This is a genomic window from Bradyrhizobium sp. USDA 3315 (assembly GCF_054056795.1).
In genome coordinates this window covers 5,497,620-5,519,935 of record NZ_JBSRYP010000001.1, presented here as the reverse complement: position 1 = coordinate 5,519,935, position 22,316 = coordinate 5,497,620, and the positions used below count along the sequence as shown (strand labels likewise).

The window sequence follows — 22,316 nt, the reverse complement described above, 5'->3', positions numbered from 1 at the left end:
CAGCAAGGATTGCTGCCGAGCGCAACTCAAATATCAATCGATGAAGGGCAAGCTATCTTCCTGAATTGCGAAGCTCGGCAGCGTCGATGGCCGGCTCGGCGATCATGGTGGTCGCTTATGAGGTAGCGTGGGGTCACGTCTTGCCGCCCCCAGGGGGCTGGCCTTCAACTCACGGCGGTTTGGCGGATAGCGTCCGAAAAGCTTCGCGCGAACGCACGGACATTGTCGTCCTGATGCGGGACAATGTTTCGTACCGTCGGAGGGCTATTCATCTCCGAAATCTGCATCAGATGATCCGCCAGCGCGACCGGGTCATCGACGCCGAAATAGCGGGCGGCACCTGAGGTCTGCTCGCGGTGCACGTCGATATCCGACAGGATCACTGGAACGCCAAACGACTTCGCCTCTTCGACGGTCGTGCTCCAGCCCTCGAAGCGCGATGGGTTGATCAGGGCTGTTGAAGCGCGCAGCAGCGCGTAGACATGCGGCAGCGGGATAACGCCAAGGTGGCGGAACTGCGCTTCAAGGCCGCGCTTTTGGATCTCGGAGTTGACGAGATCATAGTAGCCCGGCTCGCGCCGGTCTTCCTTGCTGCCGGATGCACAGATCACCACGTCGATCGCCCGCCCCTTCAGGATCGTCAAGGCGTCGACGACGAGCTGGTGGTTCTTGTGGCGATAGAACTGATTGGGCAGGTAGAAATAGTTCGCCGGCAGATTATATTCCGCGATTACGTCCGACGGGTCGGTGTTCAGGAACGCGGCCGGTGGCTGGGTCGCGAAGCGAACGACGCAGACCTTGTTTTTTGCGCCTGGATAGTAGGCCTTGAAATCACGCAGCGCGCTCTCGCTGCTCAGCATGATGGTTCGGCCCGTGGCGATTTGCATGCGAAAGCCAAGCTCGCGGCGCCAGCGCGCCGTCGTTGGAAACAGTTGCGGCAGCGAGCGGTGCTGCAGATCCGGAATCCACGCCACTGCCGGATGCGCGAGCCGCCAGCCAAAGAAGCGCGCCGATTCGACGACGACATCAATCCCGGCGTCTCGAAACGCCGCCGCGGCTCCGCGATCCAGACCGAGCCCGAGTGCCTCGGCCAACCCTGGCTGTCCATCGAATGCTTCCGATCGAAGGACCTCGACACCCGGTATTGCGGCAAGCTCCGCGAGCTCATTCTCCTCGGCCCTGTTCCCGGCAAAGACGATCGGAACAAATTCGCCGGGCAGAAACCTAGCAAGCGCCGCAAACAGATTGCGCTGATAATTGTAGCCGCCGGCCCATAGCCGTCGCGAAATGTGGCCGAACGCGAACCGCAATGGGCGGGGCGTCACGAAGCCTGCCCCTTGAACCAGGCCACGTAATCGGCAAGGCCCTGATCGAGCGGAATGCGCCAATCGAACCCGATCTGGCGCAGCACGGCATCGTCGGCCAACAGGCTGACGGGATCACCGGGCCGGCTTAGGCCGGAGTGTCGCACGACGGTGCTGCTGCCCCACTGGCGGACGAGGCCGGCTGCGATGTCGGCAACGCTTGTCCCGCGGCCCGAACCGCCATTGATGACCCGGAAGGTCTCCTGCGGCGGCGGTTCCGCCACACCGACAAGCAGCCTCGCGACATCGCGAACGTCGGTCCAGTCACGAATCTCGTTGCCGGTCCCGCCAAGCGTGAGCGCCTGCTCCTTGGCCTGCAGCCGCGAGCAGATGTCCCAGAGCAGCTGTTTACGCAAATTGGGTCCATAGACAGAGAACAGCCGCACGATCGTGCAGTGGATACCGAATGACTGCGCGTAGCTCCGGCACAATTGCTCCATCATGAACTTGTGCTGCCCATAGGGCGACACCGGAGTTGCGATGGCGCTTTCAGCGATCGGGCCGAAATGATCGGCCCCGTAGACGGCCGCACTCGACGCCGCGATCACGGCGCAGTCCCGCGCGGATCCGCGCAGCCATTCCAGCAGCCGCGCGGTGCTCGCGACGGTGCGCGAGAAATCCTCGAACGGCCGCTCGATCGAGATGCCTACCGACGATCCGCCGGCGAGATGAACGAGATGCGTCGGCAGCCCGTGCGCCGCCGCCAGCGCATCGAGATTAGCCGCATCGATTTCACCGTTGATCCAGCTTCGCAAACCGAGCCGCCGGGCTTCCGTTGCGTCAAGCGCTCCGTGTCCGATGCCATGCACCGTATGGCCCGCCCCCGCCAACTCGTGCACGAGATGGCGGCCGATGAACCCGTTTGCGCCTGTAATCCAGACGATCATGCGTTTGACCCAGCCAAACTAAGTTTCAAGGACTGATCTTACAACACGCGCCGGGTTGCCGGCGACGACCGTGTCCTCGGCAACGTCTGCGGTGACGACCGAACCGGCCGCCACAATCGCGCGGGCACCGATCCGAACACCCCGCATCAGGAATACGCCTGCCCCGATCCAGGCATCATCGTCGATCACGACAGGGCGCTCATCGAGATCCAGTTGACGCGGATGGCCCCTAGTAAACATCTCCTGAATCTGCCGGTGCCGCGCCACATGGTCCACGGGATGGGTCAGATTGTCGAAGACGTTGACGTCGTGCGCGATCAGCACCCGGTCTCCAATACGGATCGATCCAGCGGACCATATCCGCGAATTCTCCCCGACATAGCACCATGATCCGATTTCAATCAGCCCGCCATGGGCGAACGTCAAGAGCTCGCCCCGGATAATGCTGTTCGAACCGATGACGATGCAGTCGCTGTCACCGCGAATATTGCGGATGCGTGCAGTAGGCATCAGCCTGGCATGCGACCCAAGGCGACAGGTCGCGCGCCCCAGTATCCGCTGCAGCCAGTAATCGAGATTCATCTGATCAACTCGATGCAGGCAATGGCACGCGCACAGCCCGCCCTGTCGTCGAGCCGACCGCGTCCGCTATGCGGGTCAAATGCAGTCGCATTCGCAACATCGGCCTCCGTTGCCCGACGCCAGCCCCTCTTGTCATAGCCGAAGAATTCGAGCTCGTGGGACGAAGGCGCAAAGGCGTCGATCAAGGCCTGGATCATCGCCCGGTCGAAGACCTGAAACCACTCGAAATTCTCATATCGCCCGTATGGCACCGTGATCAGGCAGCGTCCGCCGGGAGCCATGATCCGTCGAAACTCACGCATCGCATCGGCAAAGCCATGCTTGTTGGTTTCGGATTTGGCCGGATCATCAGTGTAGAGCATGGTGTTGTCCAGCCCGACATGCTCCAGCGTGGATATGCTGATAATGGTGTCGAAGGCACTATCCTCGAACCTCGTCTTGCGAAAATCTCCGAAGACGTAGGAGTAGCCCTGATACCAGTAGCACCGCTTCTCCGGTGCCAGCGTCATGATCGTGAGATCCGCCTTGCGCAACGGATCGCGGCCGAGAATGTATTCGTGATTCAGCGTCGATCCCGCATCAAGCATTCGTCCCAGTGGGACACCATCGCGGCGCAACCGGTCGAACAGCCATGGATATTCGACGACTCGTTCATCGATGCCGATGCCAAATGTCTCGGGCAGCGGGCGCCCCGATCGGACGGCGGCCGTGTCGATTGCAGTCTGAATGGCGTTCTTCTTGCGCGTAAAATAGCCGACCGACCAGGGCCGACCGCCTCTCGCAAAGTAGACAGGCAATGCAAGCGCGTCAGCCATCTCCTTGATTTTGAAAACGAGACCGTCAACGTGCATGCCTGCTCCTAGATGCGCTCCAAAAGGTTTTCAAATAGAACCCACTGGCGCTCTTTGCTATACAAATCTCCCACCGCTCGCCGCCCCCGCTCGGCTTTGGCCTTCATGTCATCCCAGTTCCGCAGGCTATTCTCGATCTGGGCGAGGCAGTCATTGCCCGCCTCGTAGGTCACAATCGTCTGCCCTGGATCCATTCCCTTCGGATAGTTGCCCGCATCCGACACGAGCAGCGCCCCGCACCCCATCGCCTCGAAGCAGCGCATATTGCCGCGATCCTTGCCGGCCATGTCGATTGCGCCGTTGAGCACGATCTTCGCTGATCCGAACAGCTCGTAGAGGTCCCGGCCGAACAGCGGCAGCCTTGCGATGCGCGCGATGGCGTCGGGCCGCCGGTGCTTGTGCAACGGCAGCAAGCGGCCGACCGCGCTTTCGGCAAGCCGCGTCAGCCGCGACGCATCGAGGCAGAACACGACGTTGCGGTCACCAGCGAGGGCCGCAACCTGTTCGAGGGTTCTGCCCCGCGCGCTATGATGCCGCGAATATCCACCGACAAACGCCACGTCGATCGGCCGTTCGCCGTGGCCGTACTGCTCCATGACGGGGTCGATCGCGGGAAAGAAGAGCTCCGCCCGGCACCCCTTGCTGCGCCACGCCCCGAGGATCGAGGGGAAGTTTCCAAGCACCGCGCCATAGGCGGTGAGATCAGCATTTCCGGAAGGCGCGGCGCGCCAGCACAGCGTCTTCTTCACGCAGCCGGGAAGCTTGGCGACAAACGCACTCGGATAGCGCACCGGATCGAGATTGTAGAATACCTCGGTTCTATGATGCTCGATCTGCGCGAGCAGAATGGCCTCGAGCGTCGGCGATTCCTTCATGCCCTGCTCACGCGCCCACCGGCGCTGCAGCACTTCATCGTCGCCATTCGTGAAGAAGGCTTCAGCTGCGCCGTCGAGCACGGGCTTGAGAAAATGCGCGGCGCCAAACCGATCGTGCAGAAACACGTCGCGGCGCGCGTTGAAACTTGACGCCTTTGCCGCGAGCTGGTTCAGCCTCGGCAAATAGGACGGATAGAGACCGCTATTCTGGAACAGACGCATCGGTTACGCGGACCTTGCCAACATCCATTTCATGTTCAGATAAGGCCAGATCCGGCCGACACTCTTCCAATCCCAGCTCTGCGACGCCGTCAAGCGGCCGACCGCCTTTCGAAGGGGCGTTTCGTCGACGAACTCGGCAAATGCCGGAACATTCCGCTCGAGCAGCTCTGCCGTCCAGCCCGCCAATGGCCCGTTCAGCCATTCCGGCATCGGCGAGTTGAAGCCTACCTTGCGGCGCGCGGTGCGGATGCTTTCGGGCATCAGGTTCGCCATCGCCTGCCGCGCCACCACCTTGGTCAGGCCGTCTGCCGACTTGCTCGTTTCCGGCAGCGCCATCGTGTAGGTGACCAGCCGCCAGTCCATGAACGGCATGCGGACCTCGATCCCGTGCGCCATCGAGAGCCGGTCGAAATTGCGCAGGATGGTGGGCAGCGTGGTCGAATGGAACATGCGGTAGAGGCGCCGGTTCAACGCACCCCATGTATCAGGCAATTCGTCATCCTCGGCGACCAGCGGCAGCGGCGCGGGCGCGGCCGTAGCGCCTCCGCGCAGGAAGTAGTGCCCCTCGCGCCTGATCATCTGCGCGCGCAGGAAGTCGATGCCGCGTTGCGCCAGCTGCGATCGTGAGGTGAGCGCGGCTGCTGCGTTCCGGATCCGGAATGCGGCCGACTGTCCCTCCTGCAGGTAGGCGCCCATCAATTCGTCCGCGCCGTGGCCGTCGAGTGACACGGTGACGTTCTGGCGCCGGAGTTCGCGATAGATCAACCACGGCGCGCTCGGCAGCCCGATATAGACGTCGTCATTGTCGTCGAGGATGCGGTCAAGGTCGGTGAGCGCGTCGGAGCGCCCGATCTCGAGGAAGCTCGGTGCCACCTCGGCCCACGCGGCCGCTTCCTCCGCCATCGGCCGCTCGTCATTGCTGGCGCCGGGAAAGGTCGCGACAAAGGCGTGCCGCCAGGCGGTCGAGTCACGCGGCCCCATGCCGGCTTTCTCATGGGTCGCCATGGCGCAGATCACCGCGGACGAATCGAAGCCGCCGGACAGGCAGGTCCCGATCGGAACGTCGCTGCGCATCCGCAGCGCGACGGAATCCTGAAACAGGTCGCGAAAGCGCTCGACGCGCGCGGTCTCGGTGTCCGGGATTGCCGGCAGATGGTCCACGGTTCGCCACCAGCGGCGCACCTGCACACACCCCTGGCGCAACCACATGCAGTGGCCGCCCTGCAGGCGGCGCAGTTGCGCGAACAGCGTCCGCTCGCTGCCTTCGATCCCGAACGGGTCAAGCAACAGCCGCCGCGCCACGTCGACATCGAGCGACGTCTCAACCAGCCCACTCCGCGCCAGCGCGCGCTGCTCGGACGCGAACACGAACCGCTCCGATGAAAACGCATACAGCATCGGCTTGATGCCGAAGCGATCGCGCGCCAGGAACAAATCATCCGTGGCCGTGTCGTAGATCGCCAGCGCCCACATGCCGTTGAAGCGCAGCAGCATGTCCTCGCCCCACGCCTGCCAGGCGGCGAGGATCACTTCGGTATCGGACTGGCTGCGAAAGGCTGCGCCCTTCGCCTCGAGTTCGCGGCGCAATTCGAGGAAGTTGTAGATCTCGCCATTGTAGACGATCACATGGCGGCCGTCGCCTGATGCCATCGGCTGATAGCCACCCTCGCCTGGATCGATGATGGCGAGCCGGCGATGGCCGAAGGCGACGTTTCGCTTGGCATTGAACCAGGTGCCCTCGCCGAACGGACCGCGATGCGCGATCAAATTGGTGAGCCGCGAGATGTCAGCCGGCTCCACGGGAGCGCCGCGCAGATTGACGATGCCTGCGATACCGCACATGTCTAGACGGCCTTGAAGGGCAAGAAGCGAGTGATGATGACGTGGAGATCGCGCCAGCAGACGGCGCGGTAGGGACCCAGTTGCGACACGGCAACGGCGGCAACAAAGATCGCCGCCGCCGACATACCGTACAGCGACACCACATACCACCATGACGGCGCCTGGTCGAATGACACATGGCCGAGCTGCGAGCGCAGCGCCAGCGCAACGGCGATCCCCGTCCCGAGCGGGATCAGGACGAAATGCAGCATCCGTGACCACATCCCCGAAAGCCTGAAGGTACGCCGCAACAGCAGCACCGTGATCACCATCTGCGCAACCATCCCGACACAGGAACTCCAGCCGGCCGCCTGCCAGCCGAAATACGGCAGCGCAATGGCGCTGGTCGCCAGCGTGAAGATGCCCGTGACGAGCGAGATCAGCGCGTTGGAACTGGAGCGCCCCTGCGACAGCAGATAGAACGCAAACACATTGGCGCTGGACCCCAATATTCCGCTGATCGCAAGCACCACCAGCACCAGCTGGGCCTCGGCGGCGACCTCGGCGCCGGTCCATCGATGCAGCAATGCGCCTGCGACCGGGATCAGGGCACCCAGCGCGCTCGCAGCAAGCACATTGAGAATCCAGGACGAGCGAAGCAGGAGGTCGACCTTGCGATCGTCATCCTCTCTCTGCAGGGTGCTGAAGAACGGGAACAAGATCTCGCCGATCTTCAGCACACCGACATAGACAGCCTCCTCCAGCCGCTGCGCGACGCTGTAGAAGCCGACGAATTGCGGCTGCAGCAGCGCGCCGAGCAGATAACGGTCCGCCTGGCCTGCGAACAGCGCGCCGCTTTGCGCCGCGACCTGCCAGCCGCCAAGCTTCACCAGTGCACGCAACGCGCCGCGATCGAGCGCCGGCCGTGCCAGCCAGTCACTGATTGCGCGTCGCGACCAGGCGACGACCATCAGGAGATTGGTTGCGAAGCCCAAGGCCTGACAGCCGATGAAGGTCGAGGCGCGCGGTGCGTGCGGGATCAGCAGCAGCATCGACATCGTCGTCACCACCGTGCCCGTGATGCTGATCGACGCGATCCGCCGATAGTCCTGACGCGCCGTGAACAGCGAGAGGAAGACGGCGAACAGGCACTGGAACAGCCAACCAACGCCGGCCAATGCGAAGGCGAGCCCGAGGTCGTCAGCAGCCGGGCCGCCGAGGTGGAATCCCAGCCGTGCGAGCGGCGCGCCGGCAAAGGCAAGCAACGCCGCGATCAGGCCGCCGAGGACGATGGCAAGCGCGAGAGCGGTCGCGAAAAATCGCCGCGCCTGGTCGTGGTCGGACGGTTCCAGCCTTTGCGCGAGCTCCCGCGCCGTCGAAAGGCCGAGCGCATTGCTGAACATCAGCGCCGGCGCGACACAGGCCGTCACCAGACCCGCAACGCCGAACGCGGCGAGACCGAGCCGGAAAATCACGAACGGCAGGATCGCGAGGTTCAGCAGCACCGCAACCGCGAAGGCGGTCGCGTTCCATGCCGAGTTACCGAGCAGATGGGATGGACCCTTTTTCACCGCCATGCCCGCTTTCGGTCCATCGCTCCGATACGCCTCAAGTGCCTCTTCCGTAAGGGCAAAACCCATTCGGCATGACGACGGGCTAGCAGCCGGCGCGGTGATTGTCGAGGGTTGGCAGACGGCGGGGAGCCGTGGGACCAGGCCAGGGCCGCAGCAAAGGCACGAGCCGATCTCCACGGAACCATGGCTGGTTGCTTGCGGCCTGGCTTGTCGTTCAAGCAACAATTGGAAAGGCCTGTCTAAATTCTAAAGCAGATAAGCACAGACCCAAAACCGCCCGTTCAAACAAGAGGTATCTAAATGCCCTTTCCGCCACATCCCGAGCCCTGTCGGGCTTCGGCATGCTCGATCTGACCCAGGCACGTTCCGGGCTCACTGCGTGCGTCAGCTCGAGCACCGTCATCACGCGGCGGGCCTGCGCGCGTGACGAAGGTCTCTCGGCCGCCGCGCAAGGACCGCCGTGAGGCCGTAGAGGCTGCCGGATGATGCAGAGATAGAACGAGAAGTGACCGGGTTCGAGCCCGGTCGCATCCCAGGACGCGCCTGTACGCCAATTGTCGTAGCCGCGCGCTGACGCGAGCGCGCGCAGCAGAACGGCCATCGGCCTAACGGCAGGTCAAGCTGGCGAAGCGCCTCAAGCCCAACCGCTCATCGAGGGGCTCTCAGCCAATGTGCTGACGGCGATGCGACCTACGATTCGGATGCGTTGCGATCCGCCATCGGCGCAAAAGGCACACAAGCCATCGTGCCCCCTCATGGGCAATCAAACATCCGTTCAACAAGCCTCTCCATGCCGAGCGTCACGTGATCGAACGCTGCTTCTCAAAACTGCAGCGGTTCAGTAATGGACAATGAAGTAGCCCGTGTTCAGGTCGGCCATACGTACGTTGGTTGTATCCCGCCCCATGACGGCATCATGAAAATCGCTCCCTAACTCGGACATGGCGTGGGATTGATCGCTCGGCGTTTCGTGCAAGAGCTCCATCAGCTGTTTACAGGTAGTAACCAAAGAAAATCCATCAGGTGCGACAATTTCCGCGCTTCCGGCATTCACTACACCGCCCCCATCGATGTCCCGGTGAAATACGAAACTATCATTGCTAGCTGCGATCCAGGCCCCTTGCGATGCAGGACATGGAGTCACCGATGTCTGGCCGGTTACAGCAATCATAAGCGTGGAAATGCCAATCACTCCGTTGCCATCCAAGTGCTGTTGGACATTTGGCTCCAAGTGTTCCAGCGCGGCGCTACTTCCGGACACCACACCAATAGTATCCGAGATGGCGTTGCCGCTGCTGTCCGTGTTCCAAACGGTATGCCGATCGGCGCCCGAAACTTTCCAAGCAATTTCATATCCGTTTGCCGTCTGCTCCGCCCCGGTCGGCGTCCAGGCTCCGACCTGAGTGGATGCAGCAAAAGGCGTCCCGGCATGTTTGACTGATGGGCCCGTACCGCCGCTGACGGCATCGAGAGAATAGTAGCTGCCGATCTGGTCCAGTTTGGTCGAGCCGGCGGCTTCGACCACGGTTACGCTCGCCGCAGGTATGCCGCTCACGCCGTCGGCGTTGAGGTCCTGATGGAAGCTGCTCTCAAATGCTTCAAGGATTGTACTGCTTCCTGAGACAACCGCGGTCGCAGAGGAGACATAGTTGCCGTTGCTGTCGGCGTTCCAGACCAAGTACTGATCCGAACCGATCACCTTCCACGCAATCTGATATCCGCTTGCCGTCTGCTCCGCCCCGATCGGCGTCCAGGCTCCGACCTGAGTGGATGCATCAAAAGGCGTCCCGGCATATTTGACTGATGGGCCCGTACCGCCGCTGACCGCATCGAGAAAATAGTAGCTGCCGATCTGGTCCAGTTTGGTCGAGCCGGCGGCTTCGACCACGGTTACGCTCGCCGCAGGTATGCCGCTCACGCCGTCGGCGTTGAGGTCCTGATGGAAGCTGCTCTCAAATGCTTCAAGGATTGTACTGCTTCCTGAGACAACCGCGGTCGCAGAGGAGACATAGTTGCCGTTGCTGTCGGCGTTCCAGACCAAGTACTGATCCGAACCGATCACCTTCCACGCAATCTGATATCCGCTTGCCGTCTGCTCCGCCCCGATCGGCGTCCAGGCTCCGACCTGAGTGGATGCATCAAAAGGCGTCCCGGCATATTTGACTGATGGGCCCGTACCGCCGCTGACCGGATCGAGAAAATAGTTGCTGCCGATCTGGTCCAGTTTGGTCGAGCCGGCGGCTTCGACCACGGTTACGCTCGCCGCAGGTATGCCGCTCACGCCGTCGGCGTTGAGGTCCTGATGGAAGCTGCTCTCAAATGCTTCAAGGATTGTACTGCTTCCTGAGACAACCGCGGTCGCAGAGGAGACATAGTTGCCGTTGCTGTCGGCGTTCCAGACCAAGTACTGATCCGAACCGATCACCTTCCACGCAATCTGATATCCGCTTGCCGTCTGCTCCGCCCCGATCGGCGTCCAGGCTCCGACCTGAGTGGATGCATCAAAAGGCGTCCCGGCATATTTGACTGATGGGCCCGTACCGCCGCTGACCGCATCGAGAAAATAGTAGCTGCCGATCTGGTCCAGTTTGGTCGAGCCGGCGGCTTCGACCACGGTTACGCTCGCCGCAGGTATGCCGCTCACGCCGTCGGCGTTGAGGTCCTGATGGAAGCTGCTCTCAAATGCTTCAAGGATTGTACTGCTCCCTGAGACAACCGCGGTCGCAGAGGAGACATAGTTGCCGTTGCTGTCGGCGTTCCAGACCAAGTACTGATCCGAACCGATCACCTTCCACGCAATCTGATATCCGTTTGCCGTCTGCTCCGCCCCGATCGGCGTCCAGGCTCCGACCTGAGTGGATGCATCAAAAGGCGTCCCGGCATATTTGACTGATGGGCCCGTACCGCCGCTGACCGGATCGAGAAAATAGTTGCTGCCGATCTGGTCCAGTTTGGTCGAGCCGGCGGCTTCGATGACGATCGGCGGGATCACCGAGGAGCCCGCGATCGTGCGATCGGCAAACTGGAAATACTCAACGCCAGTGACGTTATCAATGCCCTCCGGTGAACCGGCGCGCTGGTCGCTTATCGTGAAGGTCTGCGAACTTGCGTTGTAGCTAACTGTGTAGTTCGCCCTGTTGCCCAAATACACAGCGGTGTCGGTGCCGGAGCCGCCGAAGATGGTGTCGTTGCCGCCGCCGCCGGTGATCGTATCGTTGCCCGAGCCGCCGTTCAGGACGTTGCCAATTGCGTTGCCCAAGATCGTGTCGTTGCCGGACCCGCCGTTGGCATTGTCGATGTAGGAACGCGCGTCGCCGTTATAGAGATAGGCGTTGTAGACGTTGCCCGATGCGTAATGGCCATCGCCGAGATAGGCCAGTTGAACGGAGGAGAATACCGACGACGCACCGGGGTTGAGGTTGATGCTCAGGTTCGTCGTGTAGTTCGACAAATCGTAGGTGTCGACGCCGCCGCCGTCCCACACAGTCTCGTAGATCCGGTTGGCCGAGCCGCCGACGCCCCCGCCGGGCGCGAGCTGCCCGACACCGTTGATGAACTCCTGCCCCGTGGTCGGATTCCAGGTGTAGACAGTGTTGCTGCTCTGGGTCGTGAAGTTCGCGCCGTACATCGTCTGGAGCGCGAGGATATCGTTGGCCATAAAGGTCTGCGGATATCCATAGGCCTCATTGGTGTAGCCGCTCGTCGCGGACGCCCCGACATAGCTGCGATAGCTCATGACGGTGTATTCGCTGTCGTCATGTGCGCTCGGCACGGCCACGTTGGCAACTCCGCCGGTCTCCTGGCTGTGCTTGAGACCAACGGCGTGGCCGAGTTCGTGGAGCGCGGTCGTGAAATAGTAGTTGCCAAGCTTGGCGAGCGAGTAATTGTATTGGGTCCCGAACCAGATGTCGCCGCCGGACGCATAATTGCCGGGGTAGTAGGCGTAGGAAGTCGGGTTAGCCGACGGCGATTGCGCGATCATGATGTCGGCGCCGTTCGTGCCCGCGTATTGGATGTTGGCGTTGGCGTAGCCGTTGATCAATCCAATGGCGTAGTTGATCGCAGCCTGCATTTGGGTCGGCGCCGAGGCAAAGCCCGACGTGTTCGGCTCGCTGTTGCCGCCAGCGTACGGATTGGCGTAGTCGCTGGGCGAATCCGGGAAACTATAGGTTATCGGGCCCGACCATTTGTAGCCCGACAGCAGGCCGTCTATGTCGGCGTCGTTGGTCTTGGTGACCGTGACAGCGGTAGCCAAAGGGAAACTCCGAAGCAGCAAGCCCATCCGATGCGAGGCGTTAACAGATGATTCTAGCTAGAGAGTTGAACGTTTGGTTTAAATGCGGCGAGAGCGCCCGGACCTCTGCCATAATGCGCGGTTAGCTATCAAACCCCGTACTCATACGAGGCGCAAGCAAGAACCTCGGTTCCCGCGGCGCCGGTAATTTGCAGGGTTTCATGAAACGATCTTCACTCGCGGCCGGCCTGTTTGGCGCCCTTGCGGCGCTCGCCGGATACAATCACACGCCCTTCGGAGGACTGCCCGTCATGGTGGAGAAGGCCAATGCGGATGACAGCGGCAAGGCGGGACGCTCGCCCACCATGCCAATGGCCCGCGATCCTGCTGCCGCGGTGGCCGAGGAATACGAAGCCGCCCGCCGGAAAGGAACGCGGGAGGCCTTTGAGCTTTTCATTGCGCGCTACGGCGATGACCCGCTGGCCGAGAAGGCGCGCTCGGAACTGAAGCGCCTGTCGCGCTGATCCCTTCACGCAGCGCAGCAAACCGCGCCAGCCATTGCATTTCGACAGGCGGCATCCGCGCTGGCCCAGGCTTGCCGCAGGGTCTTTCGGCGCTATGGTAGGCCCGCAATCTGTCCCGGAGCCCTTTCACAATGCCCTTTCCGCATGCCTCGGAAGCCCTGTCGCGTTTAACCGTGCTCGATCTGACCCGGGTCCGCTCCGGGCCGACCTGCGTGCGGCAGCTCGCGGATTGGGGCGCCAATGTCATCAAGATCGACGCGCTGACCGAGGATGCCGGTGGCGAGCAGCCGGGCGGCCCCCGGCGGGGTTCCGACTTTCAGAATCTGCACCGCAACAAGCGGGCCATGACGCTGAACCTGAAAGACGATCGCGGGCTCGCCGTTTTCAAGCGCCTCGCCGCCAAGGCCGACGTCGTGGTCGAGAATTTCCGCCCCGACGTGAAGAGGAAGCTCGGCATCGACTATGAGAGCCTCGCCGCGATCAACCCGCGCATCGTCTATGGCAGCATCTCCGGCTTCGGCCAGGACGGCCCCTATCACAAGCGGCCGGGCTTCGATCAGATCGCGCAGGGCATGGGCGGGCTGATGTCGATCACCGGCGCGCCGGGCGGAGGGCCGATGCGGGTCGGCATTCCCGTCGCCGACCTCACGGCGGGCCTGTTCTGCGCCATGGGCATTCTCACCGCGCTCCTCGAGCGCGAGGTCTCCGGCAAGGGCCAGTGGGTGCAGACCTCGCTGCTCCAGGCACAGATCTTCATGCTCGACTTCCAGGCCGCGCGCTGGCTGATGGAGAGAGAGGTGGCCAAGCAGGCCGGCAACAACCACCCGACCAGCATCCCGACCGGCGTGTTCAAGACCTCGGACGGCTACATCAACATCGCCACCACGGGTGGGCGGATCTGGGAGCGTTGCGCGCAGGCGATCGGTGCGCCGGAGCTCTTTGGCCATCCCGACTACGCGACGGCCTCTGCCCGCTCAAAAAACCGCGACGCGCTCAACGCCGAGATCGAGAGGTGCACCGTGACGAAGTCGACCGAGACCTGGGTCCGCGAGCTCAACGAGGCCGGCGTGCCCTGCGGGCCGATCTATGCCATCGACCAGATGTTCGAGGACGCGCAGGTTAAGCATCTCGGCATCGCGCAAGACGTGCCGAACGATGAAGACCGCCACATCCGCCTGGTCGGCCAGCCCGTGACGCTGTCGCGCACGCCGAGCAAGATGGTGGTGCGGCCGCCGGAATTCGGCGAACAGACCGACGAGGTGCTGAAAGAGTTCGGCTTCGGCTCCGACGAGATTGCCAAGCTCAGGGACGCCAAGGTGGTGTGAGCCAGGTCAGAAACAACAATGCCCGGCAGATTGTCGGGCATCGAAGGGAGTTCGCGCTGCGCAGCTCAGTATTTGCAACGACCGGTGTTGGAGTGAACGCATAGTTGAAGCCGACACGCAGAATATGATTGTGGAAAGCTGACGTCCGCCTGGTTAGCGGTTCCGACGAAGTAAGTCTTACTTCCGAAATGCGTATTCGAGCTTCGCCGACCAATTCCGGGTGAACTTACGCTCGACGCCCGATCGAACCGACTCGGGTATCGGTGCTACTCACCGCCGCACCGATTGAAAAGCTGAACGCGCCGAACGGAGTCGTGCCGCCGAGATCCGCCCCGAAGACTTGGATCCCAAGGTTGACCGCGGACGAATACTTGAGCTCCCCAACAGCGAGACCACCGGTCGCATACCAGAGGGTCTGCGGACTAGATAGAAATCACCATTTGAAAAAGATAAGAAGTCCCACAAGAATCCAGAGCGGAGAGAAACTGAACAACAACGATGCCCAATAATAAAACTCTTTTCGAGTAGTCGCACGCCCACTCATACGCTTACTCCCGCTCACTGATTCACCGTAAAAATACGGTAGTGACCGCCTCCGCCAAGGGATAGGAGTCCTTATATTCAAAAAACTCTTTCACCGCTATTATGTTCGAGCTGCCGTCGACGTTGGTCGACGCCTTACCATTGGCTGGCCTGCATGATGACTTGGCTCATTCTCGCGGCAATTTCGATTTTGATCCTCGCACTGTGCGTCCGGGCGACATATCGATTTGCCTTTCGCGAGGGCCGCGAGCAGGGTTTGTCGGAGTCGTTTCAACTCTACGGAGGTACCCGGCGGTCACTCGATAAGGCTCCCCCACGGCGAGATCCTGATTGAGGTGTCGTTCTCTAAAATTACACGGTATGTCATACAGCGCTGGTGTCGACCGGCTCACACCGTTCGCTGTGGTCTATCTGATCGGCTTGCTGCCTTCGATTGCCGTCATTGCGCATCTTCTGCCTCGGGCAAGGAAACTGTTCATGACAATTTCTACGCGAGCTATCGTTACTGCTGCCGTCGTTATTAATATCATCTCGATTGGCTTGTCTGAGGTGCAGCGAAGGCAATTGGGCTCGACAGCGATAGATGCCACACTCGAGCTGCGTCGAATTGAGCAACAGCGGCTAGCCCAGCAGAGCATTGAGTTGGACCGAACCTACAAATTGATTGCAGAGGTCAACAATCGCATTAGCATGATCCAAGCTCAATTGCTCGGCCTTCAAGCGAGGGCGCAAGCCGTAAATGATGCCAAATAGCTATCAAGTGAGTGCCCTGCTTTTTGATTGGGAGAAGATGGTTCCGGCTCTCATGATCGCCGCGGGCCTCGCGCTGGTGCTGATAGGGTCTATTGCCGCGGCCCAGCACAAGCGATCGGAGAAGACTTGGGAAGACGGGGAAGCTGCAGCGCCGCGCCCCCGGATGGCGCCACTGCCGCGCCTGCTATCCACTCAACGGGACCGGGGCGAGTAAATTGCCATTTTTTCCGTTCTCGTCGCGGAGATGCTTCTCTAAGTTGCATCGTGCTACGAGCAATCCGGGCCGGATACGGGACCACCGGCGCAGGTGTTGATAGACCAAAGTTATTGTTGTTCAAGGGGTGGAAAACAATGCCTTCATTCAAGCTGCTCGCGCCATTTTCCCTTATCTACGCGCTGGGCATACTGGCCACGGCGGGGCACTTCTACCGCAAGCACGAAGGACGCTTAGGTGCACGCCAGACCTTGTGCGTACTCTTTTGGCCGGCTTGGTGGTTCCTGGAGCATAGTGTCCGAGAGACTATTGACGTCATTTCAGACGCGACCATAGGAACGGACGAGCGAGCGACACTTTCCTTCGGAGTTGGATTATTTGCGGCAGGACAATTTTTATTTTCTAACTGGGAAATGTGCAGTGGGGTCACATGCGCCGGCGTTCTATTGAAGAGCTCTGCCATGCTCTTCCCGCCGGTCGGCGCAACGTATCTGACTTGGCTTATCGCGCAGCTTGCATAGCACCAGATGACGACACGGATCATGAACACGCTTGAAGAACTTCGGGGCAGACCATTTTCAGGGCACTTGATCCGACGCTTCAAAGCCTTTCGTCTACAGACCACTCTGGAAATCCTGTGGGCCCTCCTCTTCAGGACGTGACGACGCGGATACTGAAAATCAACAAATGGCACGCGCTCGCCGCGGTGCTGGTCATATACATCCCGATCGGGCTCTATCTGGACACTCTATCGCCCACCGATCCAACAATCATGTACGGGCCGTTCGAGCACTATGGCGGCTACGCTTGGCGCTACCAGCCATCCGTTTCGCGAGCAATAGCCGATACCGCTGAAGCACCCCACCAATCGCGACTTGAACTGACCGAGGATGGCCGTCCCCTCGGGCCGGCCCACTGCGCGGACATCGAAATTGGAGACATAGGACACGGTCGGTTTTCCTACCGGAAGGATGATTGGGTTTTTCTCTATTTCTCGACAAGCGACAACAGTAATCCAAACACAAATGGCCGCATATATCGCGCTGTAGAACCGGCAGCTGCTGACCCGTTCCAGTCGATTAGAATTCCACCGCGTAAACCCTGGATCTTCTGGCTGCTAGAAAAGATCCATTCCCATTCTTGAAGGTCAATATCGAAGCGAAGCATTAACCGCACCGCTAGAAGCGCAGCGAGGCAGGATGTATGATCGGGAATTTAGAAACCCGCTTTAGACATTCCGGTCGGGCGACACCGTGCGTAGAAAACCCGGCTAGCTAAGGGAAGCGGGTCGGCACATCATGTCGCCCCCGTTTTTGACGGGCGATGGATTGCTCGACATGATGCACTCTCTCGGCGCAACCGACATACCAATGTGACTGCAATTAAAGATTTCGTCGATCACATCCTGCGCCCACGTCCGCCGAGGCGCGGCCGATCATGGCCAGCTGCCTCCGTGACGAACTACGGCTATCGCGGCGATGATGAGGCCCCCGATGAGTTCGCCTCGATCAAGCGGGAGATCGAGGAGCGGCGGGCCTGGCTGGACAAGATGGCCGCGATGGTCCGGAAGGCGCCGGCGCCGCGACCTGGTCCGGGACTATGAGATTGGCAGGAGCGGTAGGAATCGAACCCACATAACCATTTTTTGGAAGCCGGTGCCTTACCACTAGACGACACTCCCAAAGAGAGGTCCTGACTGGGTGAATCGAACACCGCGTCTCACGGCCGAGCGTCCTTCCATTGAACGAAGTCAGGAGAGATCGAGATGGCAACGCCAGAACAGTAAGGCAGCATCGCGAAAGGTGATGGGCGCCGTGACGGCGCTCAACAGCGCGCTCCACGACGCCGGCAGCGCCGGCCTGCACGTCAGCCAACGGGACGCGAACCCGTGTCGACCGGTTGAGAACCGGGCATCCTAACCGATAGACGATGGCTGCATGCATCGACTCCTCGACCAGGATTCGAACCTGGATGAACCGGTTAACAGCAGGGCCGCTTACCATTGCGGATCGGGAAAAAAGAGGGCCATAGAACTGGCCCCCAATTCTGATGGTATTGGCACAAAAGGGTTGTGGAAATGGGGCAGCTAAGCCGTGTGCTGTTTCGCGGTGCGCCCCTTATCCGTATCAACGCGAAATACACCCAGCCCGAAATGGCAACAGACCTGCTCGAGGCGAATATGGAAAAGCTCGGCAAGCTCTGGGATCGTGGGCGAGACTCTGCCAGCGAGTAGACGCGCAACTTAGAGGCTTTTTGACCTAGGAGAATTGGAAGTGGCAATTTCAGAAGCGCAACTCGAAACTTGGAGCAAGCGGAGCGCTAACTGCCCCAAGTCTTCAACAATGGGTCGGAGGATGCGCATTTCCTTGCGTTCAGCTTTGTCAAGGCTGCCGAGCTTTCCTTTCCCGTAAGGCTGCTCGTGCGCTTTCTCGGCACCGCTCTGACGATCATCACAATGTCGCAAGTGATGCCAAACTCGATCACGTTCCCTGCGCTGTCGACCGAACAATGGATGGCAATTTACGTCCTTCCCTCGGTGGCGATCGGCGGCGGCATCGTCGGATGGTGGCGGCCCGCCGGCTACATTCTGCCGATTTGCGCCTGCGGCTGGTATCGTTTTGCGTTTGCTTCGGTTCTCGGCTTTCCGTTCGGCTGGAACGAAGAGATGACGCTGCAGGAGTCAGCGCTGTTCCTCCTGTCTGGTACCCTTGTCATTGCGACCATCATAAGATTGCTCCCGAGCCTCAGGCACTATCGGGATTCGATTTTAGCGTCGCTCATCATGGCAGCAAGCGCGATTCACTTCGCGAATTACTTCTATTCCGGCGTTGCGAAAATTGTCTCTCGACGGAGGGCCGTTGAGCTGCCTTACAACCAATACGACCTACACGCTGCTGGCCTCGGCCGATCGACTTGGCGTCAACTTCTTCTCGACGATTCCGCTCGAGCAACTTCTGTATAACTCGTTTCGGGCGCATATCCTTTTGATAAACACCGTCACCATGGGCATCCAACTGTTTGCCTTGGTCGCGCCCCCCTTTCTGCCAGCGATCCGCGTGATGTTGCTCGTTTATGATCCGATAGGACGCCGACGCGCACGTGGAACGTCGTGAAAAATAAAAATTCCATGGGGAGTATACGCACCAAGGCCTGGCCGGCATCGCGCAGCGGAACATTTGGAACCAATGACGAGGCGCCTGGATAAGACTATCGCGACATAAGAGAACTGGGACACTGATCTAATTCAGTTCTCATGGTGTCTCCGTTTTGCTCCGCTGCCTCCAACTGACACGGCCGACCAAACCATCGATCAAGGGCCAAAACAGCAGCACGATTGCCAACGTCGTGATCGAGCCGACCAGTCCGTTCGACCAGAACACCTTCATGTCGCCGCCGGAGCCGATCATCGAAAGGCGGAACGCATCCTCGGCGCGGTTGCCGAGCACCAATGCGAGGGTGAACGGCGCGAGCGGGATCCCGATCTTCTTGAAGACATAGCCGACGACGCCGAAGCCCAGCATGAGCCAGATATCGAACATCGCGTTCTGGATCGCATAGGCGCCGATCGCGCAGGACACCACGATCATCGGGGCTACGGCCGCGAACGGCACGCGCAGGATCGAGGCGAAGATCGGCACCGTGGTCAGCACCAGCACCAGGCCGACGACATTGCCGAGATACATCGAGGCGATCAGGCCCCAGACGAAATCCTTGTGCTCGACGAACAGCAGCGGCCCCGGGTTGAGGCCCCACACCATCAGGCCGCCGAGTAGGATCGCAGCAGTCCCCGAACCGGGAATGCCGAGCGCCAGCATCGGCAACAGCGCCGAGGTGCCTGAGGCATGCGCGGCGGTCTCCGGCGCGAACACGCCCTCGATCCGGCCCTTGCCAAAGCTCTCCTGATCCTTTGCGAAGCGCTTGGCAAGGTTGTAGCCCATGAAGGAGGCCGCGATCGCGCCGCCGGGCGTGATGCCGAGCCAGCAGCCGATCACCGACGAGCGCAGCAGCGTCACCCAGTATTTCGGCAGGTCCTTCCACACCGAGAGCACGACGCGCAGGCTGATGCCGGCGGCGTGTCCGCGCAGCGCGAGGCGCTCCTCCATCGTGAGCAGGATCTCGCTGATGCCGAACAGGCCGATGACCGCGACGAGGAAGTTGATGCCGCGCAGGAGCTCCGCGGAGCCGAACGTCATGCGCAGCTGCCCGGACACCGTATCCATGCCGACGCCGGCGAGCAGTAGCCCGAGCGACATCGAGATGACCGTCTTGTGCTTGGCCTCGCGGCCGAGGCCGACGAAGGAACAGAAGGTCAGGAGATAGACGGCGAAGAATTCCGGCGGGCCGAACCTCAGCGCAAACGACGAGATCATCGGCGCCAGGAACGTGATCAGCAGCACCGCGACCAGCGAACCGACGAAGGAGGAGGTGAACGCCGCGGTGAGCGCTTCGGCCGCCCTGCCCTGCTGCGCCATCGGATAGCCGTCGAAGGTGGTCGCGACCGACCAGGCCTCGCCCGGGATATTGAACAGGATCGAGGTGATGGCGCCGCCGAACAGCGCACCCCAGTAGATGCAGGACAGCATCACGATGGCGGAGGTCGGATCCATTGTGAAGGTCAGCGGCAGCAGGATCGCGACGCCGTTGGGGCCGCCAAGCCCGGGCAGCACGCCGACGAAGATGCCGAGCACCAGCCCGACCATCATCAAGAGCAGCGTCTTCCATGTCAGAAGGACGGCAAAGCCGTGCAGCAGGAGACCGAAGGCTTCCATGTTTCGAAATCCTGTCGGTTCGCTAGCGGCCGAGAACCGCTTCGAGCGGTCCCTTCGGCATGATGACGTCGAAGACGATGTCGAAGGTCACGAACATCACGGCGGTGAAGACGAAGGCGGTGAGCAGCGACTTCCACAGCGCGATCTTGCCGACGAGGCGCATGAAGCCTGCGATCAGGAGAAAGCTCGCGACATAGAGGCCGAGATATTGGGTGGCGAGGCAGAACAGCAATGTCGGCACGAACACCGCCATCACCCGGCGAAGCTGGGACCGGGTGACAAAGGTCTCGGCGGCTTCCCGGCGCGAGAGGAAGGCCGCGCCGAGACCATAGAGGCTGGCACCGCCGAGGATGACCGAGAGGTAGAACGGAAAAATAGCCCGGCTGCGGCCCGGTCGAGTCCCACGACGCACCGGTGCGCCAATTGTCCCAGCCGAGCACCACGGCGAGCGCAAGCAGAAGCAGCGACACGACGACATCAACGACGCCGGTGCTGACGACCGCCGGCGAGTTATCTTCAGGTGCGGTCGGATCGTCGACAACGATCTCAAGTTCGGTATTGGACATGGATGAGACGGTCTGGGTTGCGAGGGCAACGATTGGGATAGCGTGCTGATGCAACCACCGTCAATGCAGCCTTCAGCTAAACGGTGGAACGTTCGGGAAAGGCGCTCGCAAGTGCAGCACGCTCCGGCTTGAGAACGCCGCGCTCGGTGATCAATCCGGTCACCAGCCGCGCCGGCGTGACGTCGAAGCCGAAATTGGCGACGGTCGAGCCGTCCGGAACCACGCGCACGGTCTCGATCCGTCCATCCGCCGTCCGCCCGGTGAGATGCGTCACCTCGGCGGCCGCGCGCTGCTCGATCGGAATCTGCCTGACACCGTCATCGATACTAAAGTCGATGGTCGGTGACGGCAGCGCAACATAGAACGGCACGCTGTTGTCGTGGGCCGCGAGCGCTTTCAGATAGGTCCCGATCTTGTTGCAGACGTCGCCATTGGCAGCGACGCGATCGGTCCCGACGATCGCGAGATCGACCATGCGATGCTGCATCAGATGGCCGCCCGTGTTGTCGGGGATCACGGTGTGCGGCACGCCGTGGTGCCCGAGTTCCCAGGCGGTGAGCGAAGCGCCCTGATTGCGCGGCCGCGTTTCGTCGACCCAGACATGGACCGAAATGCCGCGATCATGCGCCTGGTAGATCGGCGATGTCGCCGTTCCCCAATCCACGGTTGCAAGCCAGCCGGCGTTGCAATGCGTCAGGACGTTCACCACCTCACCCGGCTTCTTGGTCGCGGCGATCGTCTCGATCAGGCCGAGCCCGTGACGGCCGATCTCGCGGTTGATCTCGACATCCTCATCGGCGATCTCGCGCGCGCGGGCATAGGCCGCCTCGGCCCGGGCCGAAGCCGCGAGCGGCGCCAGCGCGCGCTGCATCTCGTCAACAGCCCATTTCAGATTGACCGCGGTCGGCCGGGTCGCAAGCAGCATCTTGCCGGCGCGCTCGAGCGCCGCATCCGACGCATCGGCGCGCATCGCAAGCGCCACGCCATAGGCTGCGGTCGCGCCGATGAGCGGCGCGCCGCGAACCAGCATCGAGCGGATCGCCTCGCCGGCCTCGTCCGCAGTGGTGAGTTTGGCGACGATGAATTCATGCGGCAACCGGCGCTGATCGATCGCGCCGACCGACCAGCCGTCGGGCTCGAGCCAGATGCTGCGAAAATGTCGTCCATCGACTTTCATGTCCTACGCCCTTCGCGTCGCGCGCTCGCTAGAGG

General features: G+C 61.3%; 17 protein-coding genes, 1 tRNA gene and 2 pseudogenes. 7 read left to right on the top strand and 13 right to left on the bottom strand.

The annotated features are described in order from the left end of the window. Positions 1-164: 164 nt before the first annotated feature. The 9 genes and pseudogenes from ACVIYL_RS25635 to ACVIYL_RS25595 all read right to left on the bottom strand — a co-directional run bounded on the left by ACVIYL_RS25635 (position 165) and on the right by ACVIYL_RS25595 (position 12,431). Positions 165-1,094, bottom strand: coding sequence for a glycosyltransferase family 4 protein (locus ACVIYL_RS25635; RefSeq protein WP_456780159.1), 930 nt, complete (start codon positions 1,092-1,094; stop codon positions 165-167). A 227-nt stretch (positions 1,095-1,321) separates the two neighbouring features. Continuing rightward, complete coding sequence (locus ACVIYL_RS25630; protein WP_456780158.1) at positions 1,322-2,251, bottom strand: NAD-dependent epimerase/dehydratase family protein; 930 nt, start codon at positions 2,249-2,251, stop codon at positions 1,322-1,324. Positions 2,252-2,269: 18 nt separating this feature from the next. Continuing rightward, positions 2,270-2,833, bottom strand: a complete 564-nt coding sequence (locus tag ACVIYL_RS25625) for an acyltransferase (RefSeq protein ID WP_016847963.1) — start codon at positions 2,831-2,833, stop codon at positions 2,270-2,272. Next, the gene (locus ACVIYL_RS25620) at positions 2,830-3,684 is read right to left on the bottom strand and encodes a methyltransferase domain-containing protein (RefSeq protein WP_229158715.1); all 855 of its coding nucleotides are present in this window, start codon (positions 3,682-3,684) and stop codon (positions 2,830-2,832) included. The genes ACVIYL_RS25625 and ACVIYL_RS25620 overlap by 4 nt, the downstream gene beginning before the upstream one ends. A gap of 8 nt (positions 3,685-3,692) precedes the next feature. After that, positions 3,693-4,640: a glycosyltransferase family protein gene (locus ACVIYL_RS25615; protein ID WP_456780157.1), complete on the bottom strand. Its 948-nt coding sequence runs from the start codon at positions 4,638-4,640 to the stop codon at positions 3,693-3,695. Between the two features lie 144 nt (positions 4,641-4,784). Beyond that, on the bottom strand, positions 4,785-6,623 hold the full coding sequence (gene asnB / locus ACVIYL_RS25610) for an asparagine synthase (glutamine-hydrolyzing) (RefSeq protein ID WP_456780156.1): 1,839 nt from the start codon (positions 6,621-6,623) through the stop codon (positions 4,785-4,787). A gap of 2 nt (positions 6,624-6,625) precedes the next feature. Beyond that, positions 6,626-8,179 (bottom strand): lipopolysaccharide biosynthesis protein, encoded by a 1,554-nt coding sequence (locus ACVIYL_RS25605; RefSeq protein ID WP_456780155.1) that lies wholly within the window; start codon positions 8,177-8,179, stop codon positions 6,626-6,628. Between the two features lie 478 nt (positions 8,180-8,657). Further along, positions 8,658-8,738, bottom strand: a pseudogene (locus ACVIYL_RS25600) (tripartite tricarboxylate transporter TctB family protein); the annotation flags it as partial. A 276-nt stretch (positions 8,739-9,014) separates the two neighbouring features. After that, a complete protein-coding gene (locus tag ACVIYL_RS25595; RefSeq protein WP_456780154.1) occupies positions 9,015-12,431 on the bottom strand; it encodes a M10 family metallopeptidase C-terminal domain-containing protein in 3,417 nt (1,138 codons plus the stop codon). A 200-nt stretch (positions 12,432-12,631) separates the two neighbouring features. On the opposite strand from ACVIYL_RS25595, the gene ACVIYL_RS25590 reads away from it, so the two are divergent. From ACVIYL_RS25590 to ACVIYL_RS25565, 6 genes are all read left to right on the top strand, one after another. Beyond that, positions 12,632-12,934 (top strand): hypothetical protein, encoded by a 303-nt coding sequence (locus ACVIYL_RS25590; RefSeq protein WP_225647034.1) that lies wholly within the window; start codon positions 12,632-12,634, stop codon positions 12,932-12,934. Between the two features lie 131 nt (positions 12,935-13,065). Next, on the top strand, positions 13,066-14,259 hold the full coding sequence (locus ACVIYL_RS25585; RefSeq protein ID WP_411784442.1) for a CaiB/BaiF CoA transferase family protein: 1,194 nt from the start codon (positions 13,066-13,068) through the stop codon (positions 14,257-14,259). 903 nt (positions 14,260-15,162) lie between these two features. Further along, on the top strand, positions 15,163-15,555 hold the full coding sequence (locus ACVIYL_RS25580; protein ID WP_456780153.1) for a hypothetical protein: 393 nt from the start codon (positions 15,163-15,165) through the stop codon (positions 15,553-15,555). Positions 15,556-15,906: 351 nt separating this feature from the next. Further along, positions 15,907-16,290 carry a hypothetical protein gene (locus tag ACVIYL_RS25575; RefSeq protein WP_411784443.1) on the top strand — a complete coding sequence of 128 codons (384 nt, stop codon included), beginning with the start codon at positions 15,907-15,909 and terminating at the stop codon, positions 16,288-16,290. A 116-nt stretch (positions 16,291-16,406) separates the two neighbouring features. After that, positions 16,407-16,913 (top strand): hypothetical protein, encoded by a 507-nt coding sequence (locus ACVIYL_RS25570; RefSeq protein ID WP_456780152.1) that lies wholly within the window; start codon positions 16,407-16,409, stop codon positions 16,911-16,913. 228 nt (positions 16,914-17,141) lie between these two features. Then, a complete protein-coding gene (locus ACVIYL_RS25565; RefSeq protein WP_456780151.1) occupies positions 17,142-17,372 on the top strand; it encodes a hypothetical protein in 231 nt (76 codons plus the stop codon). A gap of 261 nt (positions 17,373-17,633) precedes the next feature. Here ACVIYL_RS25565 and ACVIYL_RS25560 read toward each other — a convergent pair. Further along, positions 17,634-17,706 (bottom strand) — tRNA-Glu (locus ACVIYL_RS25560). A 482-nt stretch (positions 17,707-18,188) separates the two neighbouring features. Between ACVIYL_RS25560 and ACVIYL_RS25555 the strand changes: the two genes are divergently transcribed. Next, positions 18,189-18,731, top strand: coding sequence for a hypothetical protein (locus ACVIYL_RS25555; RefSeq protein ID WP_212058626.1), 543 nt, complete (start codon positions 18,189-18,191; stop codon positions 18,729-18,731). Between the two features lie 289 nt (positions 18,732-19,020). Here ACVIYL_RS25555 and ACVIYL_RS25550 read toward each other — a convergent pair whose 3' ends face one another. The 3 genes and pseudogenes from ACVIYL_RS25550 to mtnA form a co-directional block, all read right to left on the bottom strand. Further along, positions 19,021-20,538: a tripartite tricarboxylate transporter permease gene (locus tag ACVIYL_RS25550; RefSeq protein ID WP_212058627.1), complete on the bottom strand. Its 1,518-nt coding sequence runs from the start codon at positions 20,536-20,538 to the stop codon at positions 19,021-19,023. 22 nt (positions 20,539-20,560) lie between these two features. Next, positions 20,561-21,104 (bottom strand): annotated as a pseudogene (locus ACVIYL_RS25545) (tripartite tricarboxylate transporter TctB family protein). 76 nt (positions 21,105-21,180) lie between these two features. Beyond that, the gene (mtnA, locus tag ACVIYL_RS25540; protein ID WP_456780150.1) at positions 21,181-22,281 is read right to left on the bottom strand and encodes an S-methyl-5-thioribose-1-phosphate isomerase; all 1,101 of its coding nucleotides are present in this window, start codon (positions 22,279-22,281) and stop codon (positions 21,181-21,183) included. Between the last annotated feature and the right edge of the window lie 35 nt (positions 22,282-22,316).